The sequence below is a fragment of the Methanosarcina barkeri MS genome (assembly GCF_000970025.1).
Lineage (GTDB): Archaea > Halobacteriota > Methanosarcinia > Methanosarcinales > Methanosarcinaceae > Methanosarcina > Methanosarcina barkeri.
The window spans coordinates 2555112-2572932 of record NZ_CP009528.1 but is presented as its reverse complement, the minus strand read 5'-3'; the positions used below and the strand labels follow the sequence as shown (position 1 = coordinate 2572932).

At 40.9% G+C, this 17821-nt stretch carries 14 protein-coding genes; 13 read left to right on the top strand and 1 reads right to left on the bottom strand.

What is annotated here, in order from left to right; genetic code table 11:
* Positions 1-358 precede the first annotated feature (358 nt).
* The 11 genes from MSBRM_RS10350 to MSBRM_RS10305 all read left to right on the top strand — a co-directional run bounded on the left by MSBRM_RS10350 (position 359) and on the right by MSBRM_RS10305 (position 10985).
* Complete coding sequence (locus MSBRM_RS10350; RefSeq protein ID WP_048155622.1) at positions 359-1198, top strand: hypothetical protein; 840 nt, start codon at positions 359-361, stop codon at positions 1196-1198.
* Positions 1198-1875 carry a hypothetical protein gene (locus MSBRM_RS10345; protein ID WP_048155619.1) on the top strand — a complete coding sequence of 226 codons (678 nt, stop codon included), beginning with the start codon at positions 1198-1200 and terminating at the stop codon, positions 1873-1875. Before MSBRM_RS10350 ends, MSBRM_RS10345 begins: the two co-directional genes overlap by 1 nt.
* Positions 1860-2261, top strand: coding sequence for a hypothetical protein (locus MSBRM_RS10340; RefSeq protein WP_048155616.1), 402 nt, complete (start codon positions 1860-1862; stop codon positions 2259-2261). Before MSBRM_RS10345 ends, MSBRM_RS10340 begins: the two co-directional genes overlap by 16 nt.
* A 1255-nt stretch (positions 2262-3516) precedes the next feature.
* Positions 3517-4323, top strand: a complete 807-nt coding sequence (locus MSBRM_RS10335) for an indole-3-glycerol-phosphate synthase (protein WP_048155615.1) — start codon at positions 3517-3519, stop codon at positions 4321-4323.
* A gap of 377 nt (positions 4324-4700) precedes the next feature.
* Positions 4701-5906: a tryptophan synthase subunit beta gene (trpB, locus tag MSBRM_RS10330; RefSeq protein WP_048157006.1), complete on the top strand. Its 1206-nt coding sequence runs from the start codon at positions 4701-4703 to the stop codon at positions 5904-5906.
* Between the two features lies 1 nt (position 5907).
* Positions 5908-6699 carry a tryptophan synthase subunit alpha gene (gene trpA / locus MSBRM_RS10325; RefSeq protein WP_048117148.1) on the top strand — a complete coding sequence of 264 codons (792 nt, stop codon included), beginning with the start codon at positions 5908-5910 and terminating at the stop codon, positions 6697-6699.
* A gap of 72 nt (positions 6700-6771) precedes the next feature.
* A complete protein-coding gene (gene trpD / locus MSBRM_RS10320) occupies positions 6772-7872 on the top strand; it encodes an anthranilate phosphoribosyltransferase (protein ID WP_048117151.1) in 1101 nt (366 codons plus the stop codon).
* Positions 7869-8585, top strand: coding sequence for a phosphoribosylanthranilate isomerase (locus MSBRM_RS10315; protein WP_048155612.1), 717 nt, complete (start codon positions 7869-7871; stop codon positions 8583-8585). The genes trpD and MSBRM_RS10315 overlap by 4 nt, the downstream gene beginning before the upstream one ends.
* Positions 8572-10215 (top strand): anthranilate synthase component I, encoded by a 1644-nt coding sequence (trpE, locus tag MSBRM_RS10310; RefSeq protein WP_048155609.1) that lies wholly within the window; start codon positions 8572-8574, stop codon positions 10213-10215. Before MSBRM_RS10315 ends, trpE begins: the two co-directional genes overlap by 14 nt.
* Positions 10216-10239: 24 nt before the next feature.
* The gene (locus tag MSBRM_RS20385) at positions 10240-10386 is read left to right on the top strand and encodes a hypothetical protein (protein WP_158498908.1); all 147 of its coding nucleotides are present in this window, start codon (positions 10240-10242) and stop codon (positions 10384-10386) included.
* On the top strand, positions 10383-10985 hold the full coding sequence (locus MSBRM_RS10305) for an aminodeoxychorismate/anthranilate synthase component II (protein WP_048155608.1): 603 nt from the start codon (positions 10383-10385) through the stop codon (positions 10983-10985). Before MSBRM_RS20385 ends, MSBRM_RS10305 begins: the two co-directional genes overlap by 4 nt.
* A gap of 147 nt (positions 10986-11132) precedes the next feature.
* Here MSBRM_RS10305 and MSBRM_RS10300 read toward each other — a convergent pair whose 3' ends face one another.
* The gene (locus tag MSBRM_RS10300; protein ID WP_048117166.1) at positions 11133-11885 is read right to left on the bottom strand and encodes a hypothetical protein; all 753 of its coding nucleotides are present in this window, start codon (positions 11883-11885) and stop codon (positions 11133-11135) included.
* A 757-nt stretch (positions 11886-12642) separates the two neighbouring features.
* On the opposite strand from MSBRM_RS10300, the gene MSBRM_RS10295 reads away from it, so the two are divergent.
* Both MSBRM_RS10295 and MSBRM_RS10290 read left to right on the top strand, forming a co-directional pair.
* Positions 12643-13395, top strand: a complete 753-nt coding sequence (locus tag MSBRM_RS10295) for a CPBP family intramembrane glutamic endopeptidase (protein WP_048117169.1) — start codon at positions 12643-12645, stop codon at positions 13393-13395.
* A 1048-nt stretch (positions 13396-14443) separates the two neighbouring features.
* Positions 14444-17614, top strand: a complete 3171-nt coding sequence (locus MSBRM_RS10290; RefSeq protein ID WP_048155604.1) for a P-loop NTPase fold protein — start codon at positions 14444-14446, stop codon at positions 17612-17614.
* Positions 17615-17821 lie beyond the last annotated feature (207 nt).

The following is a 17821-nucleotide window of genomic DNA, read 5'->3' as shown; positions in this document are numbered from 1 at the left end:
AATTTTAGTTTTTTATTACAACAGGAGCGCAGAGGGTCACGAATACCCCATTCTTTACAGGCTGCCCGACAATTACTTTCGGTAATAAAAGAATTTCTCTTTTTTGATTTAAAGGTCTTATTTGCTTTCTTTTTAGCACTTTCTTATTACTAACAATAATTGTCGGACAGCCTGTTTAGGGTGGGGTGACCGCACGCAATTTGATTTTACTTTGGTGGATCATATTATATTATAAAATTTATTAAGTGGATCGATATATACAGCTATGGCAAAATATATTAAAGTCAGTCTAATCTTATAGAAAAGCAACAAATTTCAAAAAATTAATATATAGTTTTAGTCTAACACGTAGTTTACTATGGAAGAGATTCATGATTTATTTGATATAGCTGAGAAAAATTCAACTAACTTAAAAAATATAATAAACAATTTAGACGGAATATATAAACAAAACTATACAATAATAAGTGATTTAGTTAAAGATAAATGGGCTATTTCAATAAACATGGATATAGACAAATTTAATAATTTTTTGATAGAGGGCAAATATAAAAATAGATATGAAAAATTAAAAGATGATCTAGAACGTTTACCCAATGGTGTTGGGGAGAATATTTCTACTAAGGAAGTATTAAGGCGCGAATTAAAAAAACACTATTCAAAAAGAATAATATTTGATAGTAGTTTCAAAGACGGTAAAAAATTCAAATACGGAGCTCTAAACATTGGTGGTCCTGGTATACATAAATACGGAGACATTTGCTTGGTGATCGCAAAATCTTTTGTGAATAATGATGCCAGTGTTGCATTTATAAAAGGTGATAGCCTAAGTTATGTTAATGAATCTAAAGTAGACGTAGAGAAACTAACTACTGATAGTTCGAATAAGAACTTAGTACATATCTTAGCGGCTATTAAACATTGCACGTGCACCTGTGAAATAGATCCAATCATGCTACCCTCTATTGTCTGCTGTGAACATTCATATATTGAAGCAATAACAAAAAATGATATAGAACCACAACATATACATAAAGTAAGGATTCGCAAAACTAAAGTAGAAGAATACTATGGATATCTGTATGAAAAATATGCTAATGGCTTATCTGATATAGAAAAACTGCGTGATCTACAAGAATTTTTGCGTATGAATGATCTTATAAAAGATAAAGGAATCGAGTTAGAAGTGGTTGGTTAATGACTTTGAGAATGATTGCCACATTGCCATATGAAAGGAAAGCTTTTATCATAGATAGAGATAAAACATTTTTTCTAGCTCCCCCTTATAATAATGAATATTTAGAAGAAGTTCCACTAAAGGAAGTAGAGAAAGCTATATCTTTTTATGGATTTGAGCCATGTGAACTCGGATTCAATGAACTGAATGAAGTAGTAGAGTATCTCAAAAATAGGTATTTGGAATTATTTGATAAACGAGGTATAGAATTACCTACCTCTGCTCAGTTGAGAGAACTTATTAAATACGCTCCTGACTATATATTGGAAGATTATTTGAAAAAATCAGATGAGATATTAATTCCTGAAGGCAAAACAGATGCTGCTAAAAACATTGCTTCAGACATAATTAAACAAGAAGATCAAAGAAATCCCAGAATAATTGGAAAAGCTAAAGAAGTCTTGAGAAGATGTGAAGGGTTGATGAGGAAGGACATGATAATAACTGTCCAAAAAATCAGTCCAATACAATATAGCTTACCAAGTTTTGAATACTCATCCAAAATTAGAATAATTCCAAAATTTTTAGGATTAGAACCACAGATTATTGAGAATATTCCGGTTATTAAAGTCGAGCAGATTAGTTCACGCGAATTTGATGCAAAACCCGGTTGGTGTCCATTTTGCTATTTAATATAAAAAAAGTATCAATAAAAAGATTAGATGCATGTAAAGAGAGTGAGGTCGACGTATCGAAAAATTACGAAATAAAAATTAATATTAGCATAACACTAATCGATTATAAAGAAAGTTTGAATAATGAGATTGTGTTTAAATCCAATTTCAGTATGGATATTATTAATATTGGCCATATTGGTGCATCTGTAGATACAGTTGTAGAGACAGACAATAAAGAAAAATTATTATCTGAATGGGATAGTGACTCTTCTACCACTAAGTTGCCAGCCAATGAAAGGGTTATTCTCGATAATGCAATATATTTCTATATAATGCCATTGTTTATAAATATATCAGAAAAGATGCAAATGCCAATACCCCTATCACCTCTGAAAATTAAGACTTAAAAATGCTTTACATGTAAGAACTCTGGCTCAATCCCATTCTCATACATCTCATGAGTTACCACAGTCAAATTCTAAGCCTGCTTTTGGCAGGTCGACGTAAAAATTCATTTAATTTTTCTACTGCTATCGATTTATTTTATACATCGAGTGTGTAATATGAATTTAAACGGAACGTTGCCTATTATCCAATTGTAGAAATGATTTGAATTTTAAGACAGCCTCTTAGATAACAATTACCTGAGCAGTCTGATTCTTAGATTTCAAAGTCTCCCCAAACTTCCTTTTAATAGCAGCATTTGTAGACTCAATCTAGTGTCGAGTCAATCATCAAGCCCATATTCGGCAGGTCAACATAAAAATCCATTTAATTTTTCTATTGATATCGTTTTTTTTAAACTTTTAAAATTTCATTTAAACTATAAACTAATAAATGTTAACCATAATATAATTAATATATGAGCTGATCCCAAAACTCAAAATTGCTTCTCTGAATCCTGTATTTCGAATAATCAATCAAGTTTCTGATCATGAAAACAATCCTGAAAATTCTTGATGATTAAGGACTAAATGGCTTTTGGGATAGGCTCTATATTTGTAACATATGGGAAAAATGGAATTAGATATGCAGTCTGCATGATGCTGATTTATAACTGAACCTACAAAAAATAACAATCACGGATATTTAAATGTTAAAATGTGCTTGCTGCCGAATGTAGGATCAAGGATTTAATAATTCCGAATAATTGCAATCGATTTTATACGACATTTTGTTGTTGATTCGACACTAGTTTCAGCAGGTCGACATTAAAAATTAAAACATATTTTCCGATACCGTTTTATTAACTAACAATTCATAAAGTTTGAAGCTGGTTAACTTGTGGCTTGACTCTCACGACATGTATAAACACTGAGTCATTTTCTCTATCCTCTTCAAATTCAATGGAGAATTTTCCAACTTGAAAAATGCACAACAATTTTATTATATAGTTGCAAAGTTGAGTTCATCGTTTGAAGTTGGTTACCAAACTTAATGACATTTTTAAATTTTCAGCAAATACATGAAATTTACTTTTACTCATACAATTTGAAGAGGATACCTAAATTCTTATTTTTTACCACGTTACGACTTTAGATACAATTTCTTAACTTAACGCACAAAGTATACTTTAGTTTCAAAGCCTCCTTATCCAAAACCTTTTTATACAAAGTACTTCATTAGACGTTGATGTACAAAACTATACTTCAGTGATAAACTATGCACGCTTCAATTCTCCACATCCTCAACACAACAAAAACCCGTGTCCAGGCCCTGGGGCCGCAGATCTCCAGTGAAAGCCAGAAAATGGGATTTGAGAAAAGGGACTTTATCTCGGCAGTAGCAGCTGCAAAAGCCGACGGTAGAGTGCCTGTAATTGCAGAGGTCAAGCCCGCATCGCCAGGGAGAACTTTCAGGGATATTTCGCCTGCAACGGCTGCCGAGCTTGCATGGGAAATGGAAGAAGCCGGAGCTGTTGCAGTTTCAGTTCTGACCGAGCCTGGAGTATTCAGGGGATCACTTGAAAACCTGGACTCAGTTAGAAATAAGGTTTGCTTGCCTGTCCTGAGAAAAGACTTTATTATTGACAGGTTGCAGCTTGAAGAAGCTCAAAGTGATCTTGTACTCCTGATTGCAGGAATCCTTGGAGGACAACTAGGGGATTTTGTTGAGCTTGCTCTTAAAAAGGGAGTGGAGCCTCTGGTAGAGGTTCACAACAGAAAAGAGCTTGATTTGTCCCTGGAAACTGATACAAGAGTAATAGGAATTAATAACAGAGACCTTGAAACCCTTGAAATCAACCTCGGAACCACAGAAGAGCTGGCTCCTATTATCCGGGAATGCGACCTTGATCACGGAACCAGGCATCTGATAATAAGCGAAAGCGGAATGAACAGCGTACAGGATGTCAGAAGGGTAATCCAGGCAGGTGCGGATGCCGTACTGATAGGTTCTGCACTTATGGAAAATGCTTCTGTTTTTGATAAAACAAAAGAATTCGTCCAGGGCGCTGGTTGGCGTCAATAACTGTTTTCTCAGACTTTTCGGAGCTTTCAGCCTGACTGGACAGGTTGAAAAGTCCACTCAAAATCACTCTAAATTTGTTCAATATCACTTTGAATTTGTTCAAAGTTCGTTTAAAGTTCGTTCAAAATTCATTCAAAGTTCATTCAAAGTTCATTCAAAGTTCGTTCAAAGTTCGTTCAAAATTCACCAAAAAACATTCAAAATTAAATTTTGCTTCAATGACAAGATCAAAAACTACGCTTCCGAATGCGATATCAAAATTACGCTACAGGATTCATCAAAAAGACAAGGGAGTAATTGAATTGACAGAAACTAAAGTTTCAGAATTTCCTGCAAAGGACTCATACTTAAATGAACTCTCAGGTTCGCAGAAGAATTTGAAAAACGGGCAGACAGGCAAGGTAAAAGGAAAATACGGAAAATATGGGGGACAGTACGTACCAGAAGTCCTCATGCCGGCTTTAGAAGAGCTGGAAGAGGGATACGAGCGGTATAAAAATGACCCTGAATTCCTTGCCGAACTTGACCATTACCTGCGGGATTTTGCAGGCAGAGAAACACCTCTTTATTTTGCCAGAAACCTGAGTAAAAAGTACGGGTCAAAGATCTACCTTAAACGGGAAGACCTTGTGCACGGAGGAGCCCACAAGTTAAATAATGCCATAGGGCAGGCCCTGCTTGCAAAATACATGGGGAAAACCAGGCTGATTGCCGAAACCGGTGCAGGACAGCACGGGACTGCAACAGCTATGGCAGGAGCAAATCTCGGGTTTGAAACCGTTGTCTACATGGGAGCCAAAGATGTCAAACGGCAGCAGATGAACGCCTACCGCATGGAACTCATGGGCACTGAAGTAGTACCCGTGGAAACCGGCTCAAAAACCCTTAAGGATGCTATTAATGAGGCTTTCAGGGACTGGGTCACGAACATAGAAAATACGCATTACCTCATAGGCTCGGTTGTAGGTCCTCATCCCTATCCTGTAATAGTAAGGGATTTCCAGAGTGTTATAGGTCGTGAAGTAAAGAAACAGATTTTGCAAAAAGAAGGTCGTATGCCTGATTCCATCATTGCCTGTGCAGGTGGCGGAAGTAATGCAATGGGGATCTTCTACCCCTTTATTGAGGATAAGGATGTCAAACTGATTGCTGTCGAAGCCGGAGGAAAAGCCCTTAAATGTACGGAAAAAGCCGCACTTCACTCAGCTTCTCTCTGTGCAGGAGAAGAAGGTATCCTGCACGGTGCAAGAACAAAGATACTGCAGGACAAAAACGGTCAAATCCTTGAATCCGAATCCGTTTCCGCAGGTCTTGACTACTCAGGGGTAGGGCCTGAACTGGCTTACCTGTCCGATATCGGTCGGGTTACAGCCAGATATGCAACTGATGACGAAGCCCTTGAAGCTTTCCATGAACTGAGCAGACATGAAGGAATAATTCCTGCGCTGGAATCTTCCCACGCCCTTGCTTATCTGAAGAAAGCCTCAGAAGCCGGAGAACTGGGAGAAGTAGTGGTTGTAAACCTTTCAGGAAGAGGCGATAAGGACTTGGAAACCGTCCTTAGCCTGAGAGGAGGGATCTAAAATGGAAAGACAAAAAATCTCCGAAAAATTCTCCGAACTCAGGGAGAAAAAGGAAGGTGCTTTGATCTGTTATGTAATGGCAGGAGACCCGTCTGCAGAAAAAACCGGGGAGATTGTAAAAGCTCTGGTGAACGGAGGTGCGGATATCATAGAGCTCGGTTTTCCCTTCTCGGACCCTGTAGCGGACGGCCCGACAATCCAGGTGGCAGGACAGAGGTCACTTGCAGCAGGCATGGATACACAGCGTTATTTTGAGCTTATTAAAACCCTGGATGTTGGGATTCCACTTGTTTGCATGACCTATTACAATCCTGTATTCAGGTACGGAGTGGAAAAATTTGTAGAAAAGGCTGCAGATGCCGGAATAAGCGGACTGATAGTACCCGATATCCCTGTAGAAGAAGCGGCTGACCTGAAAAATAGCTGTGAAAAGCATGGGCTTGACCTGATCTTTCTAATTGCGCCCACAACAACCGAGGGAAGAATCCAGAAAATCCTGGAAAGGGGCTCAGGTTTCCTTTACCTTGTTTCGAGACTTGGAGTTACTGGAGCCAGGGAAGATGTCTCATCCTCTACCAGAGAGTTGCTTTCCAGAGTAGAAACCGGACTTCCTAAGGCTGTGGGATTCGGGATCTCAACAGGAGAGCAGGCTGCAGAAGTTAGAGACGCCGGAGCGGATGCAGTTATAGTCGGCTCGGCTTTTGTCAAGATTATAGATGAAGGAACAGACGTAAACGAAAGACTGGAAGCCCTTGCAAAAGAACTCAAATCCGGAATCCGAAGAGCCAGTTAAAGGAAAAGGTCCGGAAAATAAAGAACGTCAACAGTTGTGGAAATTTTGAAACTATCGTGGAGGGATGAGAAAATGCAGAGATATATTCAAAAGCTGGAAGAAGGGCATGATCTGAGCCCCGAAGAAGCTGAAGACGCAGTAGGTAAAATTCTGAGTACAGCACAGGATGAGGAAATCGGGAGATTTCTGCTTGCTTTGAGGGCAAAAGGTGAAAAGCCCGAAGAAATCGCAGGCTTTGTAAGGGGAATGAAAAAAGCCGGAAAAACGATCCGGCCCAAAACATCTTTCAGGCTTGTGGATACCTGTGGGACAGGAGGAGACGGCCTTAATACAATCAATATATCGACAGCAGCCGCAATTGTTACTGCTGCAGCAGGTGTTCCTGTAGCCAAGCACGGAAACCGGGCTGCCACTTCAATGTCGGGGAGTTCGGATGTACTTGAAGCCCTGGGAATTAAAACTGACCTGGAGCCCGAAGCTGTCAGGCAAACGATCGAAGAAATAGGAATAGGTTTCATGGCTGCTCCGGTTTTTCACCCGGCTATGAAGAGGGTTGCAGGTATAAGGAAAAAACTCGGAGTTCGTACGGTTTTCAATATTCTTGGGCCCCTGACCAACCCGGCAGGTACTAAAGGGCAGGTAATAGGGGTCTTTGATAAAAAACTCTGTGAACCAATAGCCTATGCTCTTGCGGAACTCGGAACCGAGCATGCTCTTGTTGTGAACGGAGATGGAATGGATGAGATCACAAATACGGGTGAAACCTATGTTGCGGAGTTAAAGGATGGCAAGGTTTCAACCTATACGTTGACTCCGGAAGATCTTGGCATGCTGAGGGCAAATCCCGAGGATATAAAGGGCGGTACTCCAAAAGAAAATGCAAGAGACCTGCTGTGTATCTTTAAGGGCCAGAAAGGACCGAAAAGAGACATCGTAGTTCTGAATGCTGCTGCTGCCCTTTATGTAGGTGGGATAGTAGGTTCTATCCGGCAAGCAATTCCTATTGCCGAGGATGCTATTGACAGTGGAAAAGTCATGGTTAAATTCAACCAGTTCAGGGCTTTTACTTCAGGGTTTCACAGACAGGAAAGTAAGGGCAGTATTTCGGGAAAAAGCATGTCAATGCGCTCAAGAACGTCAATATTAAGCCCGGCCTCGGGAGAGAGGGCATGACAGCGAAAGTGAAAACGAGAATAAAGATCTGTGGAATCCGCAGCCCTGAAGAAATCGAAATTGCAGCCCTTTACGGAGCCGACGCAGTTGGTTTTCTTACAGAAGTTCCTGTAGAGAGCCCGAGAAAGCTTGATTCCGATACTGCTGCCTACCTAGTGTCCAGAGTCCCTGAAACCCTGAGTTCCGTACTGGTTATCATGCCTGAAAACGCGGATACTGCCGTAGGTCTGATTAATAAAATAAAACCCGATATCGTGCAGATTCACTCCAGACTGCCCCATCTCGAACTTGAAATAATAAAAGAAAAAACGGGCATCCCTATCATAAAAACTCTGTCCGTACCTGCACAGGGAGGGGCTTCAAACGAAGGTTCCGGAAATCCTGCTTCTGTCTCAAGCCTGCTTGAAGAGGTCAGTCTTCTGGAAGAAGCCGACATTGTAGATTCCATTCTGCTTGATACGGCAAGGTCTGAAAAGCCCGGAGGCACAGGCTGTGTGCACGACTGGACTCTGAGCCGGCGAATCTCAGAAGAAACGCGACTTCCCCTTATCCTTGCAGGCGGGCTCAAGCCTGAAAACGTGCGGGAAGCAATCAGGGCTGTTTCGCCTTATGCTGTGGACACGGCATCAGGGGTTGAGACCTGCGGGAAAAAAGATGCTGTAAAAATCAAAAGTTTTATTGAAGAAGTGAGGTGTGCCAATGCTTTCCTTTGACCTTGGAAAAGAAGAATTCAAAAAACTTGCTTCAGGAGTAAGCCAGCCAGGTTTTATCCAGCTCCTTGCAAGAATCGATAATTTAACATGTTCTCCTCTTGAACTTTACCGCGCCCTGCGGGCCTCAGGGACCTCAAGTTATTCGTACCTGCTGGAATCAGTGGAAAAACAGGAAACTAAGGCAAGGTACTCTTTTGTTGGAAATGATCCTGATGCTGTAGTTCAGATAGGTGACAGGAAAATCTCTCTTGAACTCCTTAACCCAAATGCGTCTCCTTTTTTTGAAGAAGTTCGGTCGAAAATCAAAGATGCCTGTGGCTGTGAAACCATAGAAGAGGAGAATCCGGAGAAAGAAAACTCAGAACTGAGAAACTTAAAATTCACGGCTCCAATTCCTCAGGGGAAAGATGGTTTCGATGCCCTTCGCCTGGTTTTTCCTCCTGCAAACGGGATGGGACTCCTGAATGCGAAACGTTTTGACAGGCAGACTTTCCTGGGCGGGGCCATAGGTTATACAGCTTATGATGCTATTTACGATAGCTGGTTAGGGGTCAAAAAAGGCTTTGAATCCGAAATTCCGGAACTTCAGTACCTGATGGTTTCGAAAACTTTTGTTTTCGACCATATCACTGAAGAGATATATATCGTGATCACTCCTTTCGTAAGTCCGGGTGCAGATGCCGGAGAAATCTATGATAGAGCCCTTCAGGAAGCCGAAAAACTCTATGTCATACTTAAAGAAGCCGCAATTTCAGGAGACTCAGTAGAAATCGCAATACCAGGCGGATCAATCTTTCCAGGCTTACCTGTTTCGGACTGCAATGCCGGAAAACAGAAGTTTGAGGACTCGGTAGTCCAGGCGAAAGAGCATATTTTTGCAGGAGATATCTTTCAGGCAGTCCTTTCCAGGAAATGCGAGTTTACGCTCGAGCAGTCGCCTTTTGAACTTTATATGCAGCTTAGAGCAATTAATCCAAGTCCTTACATGTACATCTTTGAGTTTGGAGACTTGGCAATTGTCGGGGCAAGCCCTGAAACTCTGCTGACTGTTCATGAAAGGACTCTAATCACAAACCCGATTGCAGGCACCTGCCCCCGTGGAAAAACCGAAGCCGAAGATGAAGCCCTTGCTGCACACATGATGCATGATGAAAAAGAAAGGGCTGAACACGTGATGCTTGTCGATCTTGGGAGAAACGATGTAAGAATGGTTACGGAAAGCGGCTCGGTGAAGGTTTCCGAATTCATGAAAGTCCTGAAATATTCTCATGTCCAGCACATCGAAAGTAAGGTTATAGGCACTTTGAGACCGGAATGTGACCAGTTCGATGCTTTCAGGGCAATATTTCCGGCAGGAACTCTCTCAGGAGCTCCGAAAATCCGCGCCATGGAAATTATTTCCGAACTTGAGGCTTCACCAAGAGGGATCTACGGAGGAGGAGTTGGATATTACAGCTGGAACGGAGATGCTGATTTTGCAATCGTAATTCGGACCATTATTGTACAGGGCAAGAAAGCATCAGTGCAGGCTGGAGCTGGAATAGTAGCTGATTCTGATCCTGGTTATGAATTCAGGGAAACCGAACGTAAGATGGGAGCAATGCTTGCGGCAATCGAAGGAGAAGTTTAAACTAATTTGTTATGTGATTCTGGGGTGAAATTTATGAAAAGAAGTTCAGGAAGGGATGTTTTACAGAAAAAAAATCCAGGAAACGGGTTTTTCAGGAAAGAGGAGGTTAAAGGAGAGAAACGAAGGGAAAATAAACTAAAAATTATAAGTTCAGGAGATGTTTTCAGGTGAAGGTGGTTTTCATAAACAACAAGGATTCCTTTGTATGGAATCTTGTAGATTATATCTCTTATTTCGAAAAAGATACTCTGGTACTTCCCAATACGGTTTCCCTGGAAGAACTCAGGGAGATTAAACCTGATGCTCTGGTTATTTCGCCGGGTCCGGGTAATCCTTCAGACCCCAGGGATATAGGAAATTGCCTGGACATAATCAGGGAAATGGGTAGGGAAATTCCTCTTCTTGGAGTCTGCCTTGGACACCAGGCAATCAACGTGGCTTTCGGCGGAGTCGTTCGAAGAAGCAAGGTCGGCCCAGTGCATGGAAAAAGTTCGAAGATTCTGCATGATGACTCTGCATTGTTTTCAGCCTTTGAGGGCCCATTCGAAGCAGGCCGTTATCATTCACTTGAGATTGGGGAACCTGCACCCGGGATAAAAGTTACTGCCAGGGCTGAGGACGGGAGCATTATGGCAGTGGAGCATGTAAAGTATCCAATCTACGGCTTGCAGTTCCACCCCGAATCCGTACTTACTCCCAATGGCCTGAAAATAATAGAAAGCTTTCTGGAGATTTCCAAAAATTATAAAAAAAAGCATCCGGCTGTGTAAGCAGCCCGAAATATTATGAAAAAAGACATTCGGTTGTGTAAGCGACCAGAAATATTATGAAAAAAGGCATACGCCTGTGTAAACAGCCAGAAATTTTTCCAGAGAAATTATTTTCTAATTAACAGTCTCATTTTTCTGGTTATCAGGTTACTTTTCCTTTTTGGCGGCCTCAGTTTCAGGCTCCTGCTCTTCCCCTTCTACCTCTTCCTCAAAGAATTCCTCTTCTGTGAATTCCTCATTAGGCTTGGTCTCATAACCTGCAGGCTGTAGATTCCGAAGCTCTGAGAATTGACTTACGGTTTGGGCGATAAGCTGTGGGTATTTTTCAATCTGTTCCTTTGTAACAAACCCTGAGGCTTCGGAGTATTCTATAATTTCTTCTCTAGCCTCTTTTGCTTCCTTAGTGAAATCTTCAAGTTGCTGCTTATTTGCAAGATAAGCCATTTCCTCAAGTGACATGGTTGTCCAGAGGGTTACAACTTCCATTTTCTTCTCAACTGCGCCCATCCCTATCATTTTAAGCGTGTCAAGCGCAAGTTTTGCAGGTTCGAGCATCTCGACCTGTACTGCTCCTTTTCCTATCTCCTGTGCAGCTTTTGAAAAAGACCACATCGCGTTTGAGAAATTCTTATCGAGTGCAATATCAGAAAGATACTTAAGCTCATTAAGAGCCGTGGACGCAACATTATCCATCTTTTTCTGGACAGCTCTGTTACCAATGTTTCTGAGTGAGATAATAACTCTCTTTAAATCCTTCTCTAAATTACCTTCGAGCAACTCATGTCCTAATTCCCGGAGGTACTCAGCATATTGGAGTGCATCATATTCATTCTGTTCTCTTATTGCTCGTTCTCCAGATTCTCCAAGTTCAATAGCCTTTTGTTCGTTCAGTGAGAACATATTAAAACCCCTTTCCAGTAAAATTCGTTAAAAATTCTTGGATTTTAAAAATTTAAGTATTTATATCGGTTTACTCAGATATTAGTCTTCCTATAATTTTCAAAATACATTGGGAATTTCAAGATTACTATGTCAAATTATACTCTATTTCATTTTTCATCGGTTAAGGATTCGTTTTCGTCCCTGTTTACTCTTTTTGAACCTAATTCTTCCATTTTTTTTATTTAAAACATTCATTTTCGTCCACTGTTACTTTTTTTGAACCCAATTATTTCCTTTTTTTTATTTAAAACATTCATTTTCGTCCACTGTTACTTTTTTTGAACCCAATTCTTTCCTTTTTTATTCAAACCATTCATTTCTAAACCTTTCTCTGTTTACATGCGGATCTAATGCTTGACTTTCATATATACTCATTAACCACTCTTCGGAAAACATTTCCCGAAGAGAGTCTTAAAGAGCAGGTGGGAAACGAGGAAACATAGATTCAAAGATTATAATATTAATATAAAGCATATACAGGAGATGGGATTTAATGCTTAACCGATGAAGCATGACTAATAATTAAGTAAGGTTGTGCAATTTTTGAGATTCAGGAATCTACTGGCTGGACTTTAGATGAGACGTCACCAGTCTGATAGAAACTCGATACCGGTGAATATTGCACTCCGGTAATAGTGGTAGTAATAACCCTGGTGGCAGTTCCAACCTTCCGAAAAGAAACGAATATTGCCGAATTAGATTGGAGAAAACAAAGATGAATACATCAAGAAAACCCTGGCCTACTTCACTGGGAATTTTTGCTGTCTGGCTGATTGTTGTTGTGGGGGGAGGACTGCTGCAGGTTAAAGGCCAGCCCACTCAACTTGATGAACTGGTTAAAAGTCAGCTTATTTATGGAGTGCTTACTGCAATAGTTTTTTTGTCTGTGGTAATTACCTATTTTGACTGGTGGGATAAAGTCGGGTGGAAAGGTCCGAATGATTTACATGATTTGCGCCTATTATGGCTACCGGCTCTGTTCCTTTTCATCATGCTAGTGATAGTTTTATTTACAGGCCTGCCGCCAATCCGGATACTCTTAATTGTAATTATAAACACCCTGATGGTAGGCATCAGTGAAGAGTTGATGTTTCGAGGTGTATTATTTCATGGGGCTTCATCGTCATTTGGAATCTGGCGTGCAGTGTGGATCACGGCAATTGTCTTCGGTTCGGTTCATACGTTAAACAGCTTAATAACCGGAGACTTCAATGCAAGCGTATTCCAGGCTTTTTTTGCAGGTATGTTTGGGGTCTGGGCAGTAGCCTTGCGGGTCCGCCTCGACACTGTAATTCCTTTAATCATCATTCACTGGCTGTGGGACTGTCTGGCATTTCTGACAGGTTCCTCTGCAGGGCTGGTGTTGTTACTCTTTTCATTTATTCTATTCTTATATGGTATCTGGCTATTACGGGGCTTTCGATCAACCGTTGCGCCGGTTGATCACGCCGATAGGGTTCGGGGATAAGATACTCAAATTCAAACACAGCCGTTGCGCTGGTTGATCACGCCGATAGGGTTCGGGGATAAGATACTCAAATTCAAACACAGCCGTTGCGCTGGTTGATCACGCCGATAGGGTTCGGGGATAAGATACTCAAAACTCAAACCCTAATTTGACAGTTTAATTTTTATATTGAAAGGGTATTTTCATATTTGATAGGGATGAAGAAGTAATATCATATCAACAAATTTTTTACCCAGTTTTTGTGATTCTATTTGACAGATTATTCTTCTTCTCTTAAGGGTCATTTTTTTGATTTTTGATCAAATTTTTGTATTGAATTTGACGGATTGCATGTACAATGAGCAAAATATCGTCTACTAAATAAAAATATTATATCCCAAAATCACTATAATTAAACAAAAAATTCTACATTGCGATTTTATAGGAATCGCTAAGAACCTATCCGAAAAGTCCGTAATGCATATTGAAAAGTCACAATCGATCTATACGACCAGAGTATCCGTTCCGGTTTTTTCATATTGCATTTTGTAAAAGTTATAGCTGGTAACTACTTTTCGGATAGGCTCTAAGTTGAAAATACGACAAATCGACGGTAATTTTTATGCAATTTTTATATACTGTCAAATGATTTTTGACGAAAAAATGAGATTTCATAATACATGGAATTTATACTGTCAAATTAAGGATGTAACTAAAGTTACAATTACAGTAGGAGTACTTATTATCTGCTGATGGCTAGTGTCGAGTCAATCATCAAAGATTCAATGATTCCGAATAATTGCAATCGGTTTTATACGACATTTTGCGGTTGACTCGACATTAGTGTACTTCTAGAAGAAAACTTTTCTAGCGTTCTGTTTTCATAAAACTTTAATATAAGTGAGAATGTTACAAAAATATCCCTAAATGAAATCCAAAAATCATGATTTAATATCAAATTTTAATTATTGTCTTCGAAATCTGCATCCAGAGCAGATATGATCGTTGAACTGCCACGAGCTAACCTTGTAATAATGAAGTACTCCCTGTCTAGATTAGGAATTTGATCATGACTCTGAAAGCTGACTTTTTGTTGATCACTATAACTGAAGGCGAAAGCAAAGCGATTTTTGATGTGTTTCAGGACTCCAATAGGCAAGTGCCTCAAGCTGTATTAATTGGTGACCAGACATACTACGACATTGGCGTTGTCAATAGAAAGAGAGTATTTCTATTGAAACTTGGTCTGGGATTATTGGAATCTGAAGCACTTTTACGAAAGTGTATTCTTGATTTATCGCCTACAGCAGTGATTCTGGTAGGGTTAGCTTTTGGTTTTAATTCCAAAAATCAATCTATCGGCGACATTTTGGTTTCAACGCGACTCATTATTTATGAAACCCAACGATTAATCACGAAGGATGGATCCTTAATAAAAACAAAGGATGGATCCTTATTATCCGTCTATCATAGGGATCAAATAGATGCATCTCCACGGCTTTTAAACTGCTTTCAGAAGATCTACAATTCATGGGATGAATCAAATTATAAAGTTAAATTCGGCTCCATTTTATCTAGCGAGAAGATTTTGGATAACATCAATTATTATCAAGATTTAAACACTTTGAATCGTGATGATATTATTGGCGGTGAAATTGGAGGCGCTGGGCTGTATGAGGTCTGTCGGGAATCCAAAGTTGATTGGATCGTTGTGAAATCTATCAGCGATTTTGTGGGTGGGGACAAATCTCCTAATGATAATAAATGGCAAGTAATTGCAACCCAAAATGCTGCCAAATTTGTGTTACACATGCTTCAGCTTATGCCAGCTTCTTTTGCCCTACCTGGGCAACTCCCTGCCCACTTTGCCGTGTCCGGGTTCAATGCAGATATCCATACCGAGAGAGATCTCATCGGTATAGGTTCTGAAGTAGATGCTTTCGCCTATCTTATTGCAGCCAAGACATTGCAACCCCCAATGGCAATTGGTCTTTTTGGTGACTGGGGTTCTGGTAAAAGCTTCTTCATGGAATCACTGCGCCAGCGCATCCACACGATTACATTGGGCGCTCAACGTTCGAACCAGCCTCAAAAAGAAATTTCGGTCTACAAGTATATAGCTCAAATCGAGTTCAACGCGTGGCACTACGTTGAAGGAGAATTATGGGCGAGCTTGGTGGATCACATCTTCCGTAACTTGAAGACACGATCAGAAGATCAGCCATCCTTACTACATCAGCGACGGCAGGAGATTATCGAGAAACTTGATATCCAGGGACGTGCAAAGGAAGAAGCTCAGGCCCGTAAGGATGAACTCAAGAGTCAGCTTGACCAAGCCAAGGAGCGCGTTACCAAACTTGAGAAAGAGCGCGACATTGCACTTCAAAAGCTTACTGACTTGAAGGCTAAAGACATTCTTAAAACGATACCTCTAACGGACTACGAAAAGGAAAAACAGATCTTAGAAAATCTGGGCTTAAAGAAAGACATGAAGAATGCAGCAGATTTAATGCAGAGTGCGGATGAACTTCGTGTTGTGCTGGAGCGAGGCAATGCGCTCACAACCCGGCTGCGCGAGCATGGCTGGGATGGCTGGAAGTGGGCCGCAGCTCTAGTCGTCGTCATTCTCATAGGCCCGTTCATCAGCTTCGTGCTCAATAATATCAGCGAACTTCCTACCGTCACCAATGCACTGGTCAGTGTGGGAGCTTTCTTAAGCGGTTTAACCATCATGCTCAAGAAAGGTACTATGTGGCTATCTGAATCCATGACACGGGTTGAAGACATCAGAATAAAGCTGGATGCAAGGCGGAGTGCTGAAGCTGAAAAGCACGACAAGAAGATCACTGAAGCGGAGTGTGAGTATAATGAAAAGAAGGCAGAATATGACCAAGCTAAGAATAAAGAAAAGGAAAAGGAGCGTGCGATTGCTGAGTTAGAACAGGAACTGCAGCAGGTCACTCCTGGACGCTTGTTGCTAGACTTTATCAACGAACGTATGTGCAGCCTAGACTATCGCAAACACCTTGGTATTGCCGCACTAATTCGTAGCGACTTTGAACAGCTGTCACAACTTATCGAGGAACAGAATAAGGAATTCATTGAAAGGGACAAGGGGAAGGTAAGTGAAGAAGACAAACACTTGATCAACCGCATTGTCCTGTACATAGATGACTTGGATAGATGCCCACCAGATCGTGTTGTCCAAGTTCTTCAAGCCATACATTTGTTGCTGGCCTTTCCCTTATTCGTTGTCGTCGTGGCCGTGGACGTCCGCTGGTTGTCACAGTCGTTACAGACTCACTATCAAAATCTTCTCTCGGCCAGCACCCTACAAGAAGACTTTGAGCTCTCAAAAAGCTTCGGGCGCCAAGCCTCACCGCAAGACTATTTAGAAAAGATTTTTCAGATACCATTTTGGATGCCTCCCTTACCCGAAAAAGCTCGCATAAATATTGTCAAAGGTCTATTATCAGATAGTTTGGTACCATCCAGCGAGGTGGATGACAAAACAGAGCTAGATAATAGTCAAAAAGGCATGAAAGATACTATCGATGCGAGGGTCGATGGCAAAGAACGAGCCAAGAATTGGGGAGTTTCGGAAAATAAACGCCTTCTGGACTTAAACACTAATACAGACCTGAAGCCCCAAGGTCTAGATATTGAGGAAATTGAACTTCAGTTCATGGACGAGCTACGTAGTCTTCTCGGCCAGACACCACGGTCGGTAAAGCGTTTTGTCAACATTTATCGGCTAATTAAAGCTATCTCACTGAACCAAGGGACGAAGTTCGTGGAAGACAGACCCAATGCAGATTTCAAGTTAGTGTTGTTTCTGTTGGCGGTGCTTATCGGATTGCCTACTATTTCGAGCGACTTTTTCAAGCAGCTTCGTTCAGAGCGTTCCGAGATCGAACAAACCATGACATCCAACCAGCAAGTATCCATATCAACTGGATGTACCCTTGGCCAAGTTCTTGCAGTGTTGGAAGCGCACCAAATGCCTCCCAGAGGCAAAGTCTTAACAGAAAAGGATGAAGAAATCACATTAGATAAGGCTGGGAACGGTCAAGCAAGCGGTTGGATATATGAAGAACGTAATGTTTGTCATGATTTGGTTCGCCTAAAATCATGGGTAGACAAATATGATGGAGGAAGTTGGCTGAATTTAGATGCAACTGTATTAGCTAACTGGGCACCACAGGTCATGCGCTTCTCTTTCCAGAGAGAAGATCTCTGAAGCAGGCTATGTATAGTTTGTGAAGGATGTGATTCAAGCCTACGAATACTTGCATACCTTTTTATAAGAACCCAATTTTGACTTTTGTCATTTTACATAACTGTGATATGCCAATGAAACATGTTTTTTGCATGGTGTTAATTAGTATAATCTGCCAAATTAAGGTTTAAACGCAACCGTTGCGCCGGTTGATCACGCCGATAGGGT

Excerpts from the sequence above, each read along its gene's own strand:
- MSBRM_RS10315 (WP_048155612.1), top strand. The coding sequence starts at position 7,869 with ATGACAGCGAAAGTGAAAACGAGAATAAAGATCTGTGGAATCCGCAGC.
- MSBRM_RS10300 (WP_048117166.1), bottom strand. The coding sequence starts at position 11,885 with ATGTTCTCACTGAACGAACAAAAGGCTATTGAACTTGGAGAATCTGGA.
- MSBRM_RS10345 (WP_048155619.1), top strand. The coding sequence starts at position 1,198 with ATGACTTTGAGAATGATTGCCACATTGCCATATGAAAGGAAAGCTTTT.
- MSBRM_RS10295 (WP_048117169.1), top strand. The coding sequence starts at position 12,643 with ATGAATACATCAAGAAAACCCTGGCCTACTTCACTGGGAATTTTTGCT.
- trpD (WP_048117151.1), top strand. The coding sequence starts at position 6,772 with ATGCAGAGATATATTCAAAAGCTGGAAGAAGGGCATGATCTGAGCCCC.
- MSBRM_RS10290 (WP_048155604.1), top strand. The coding sequence starts at position 14,444 with ATGACTCTGAAAGCTGACTTTTTGTTGATCACTATAACTGAAGGCGAA.
- MSBRM_RS10335 (WP_048155615.1), top strand. The coding sequence starts at position 3,517 with ATGCACGCTTCAATTCTCCACATCCTCAACACAACAAAAACCCGTGTC.
- trpA (WP_048117148.1), top strand. The coding sequence starts at position 5,908 with ATGGAAAGACAAAAAATCTCCGAAAAATTCTCCGAACTCAGGGAGAAA.
- trpE (WP_048155609.1), top strand. The coding sequence starts at position 8,572 with ATGCTTTCCTTTGACCTTGGAAAAGAAGAATTCAAAAAACTTGCTTCA.
- MSBRM_RS10350 (WP_048155622.1), top strand. The coding sequence starts at position 359 with ATGGAAGAGATTCATGATTTATTTGATATAGCTGAGAAAAATTCAACT.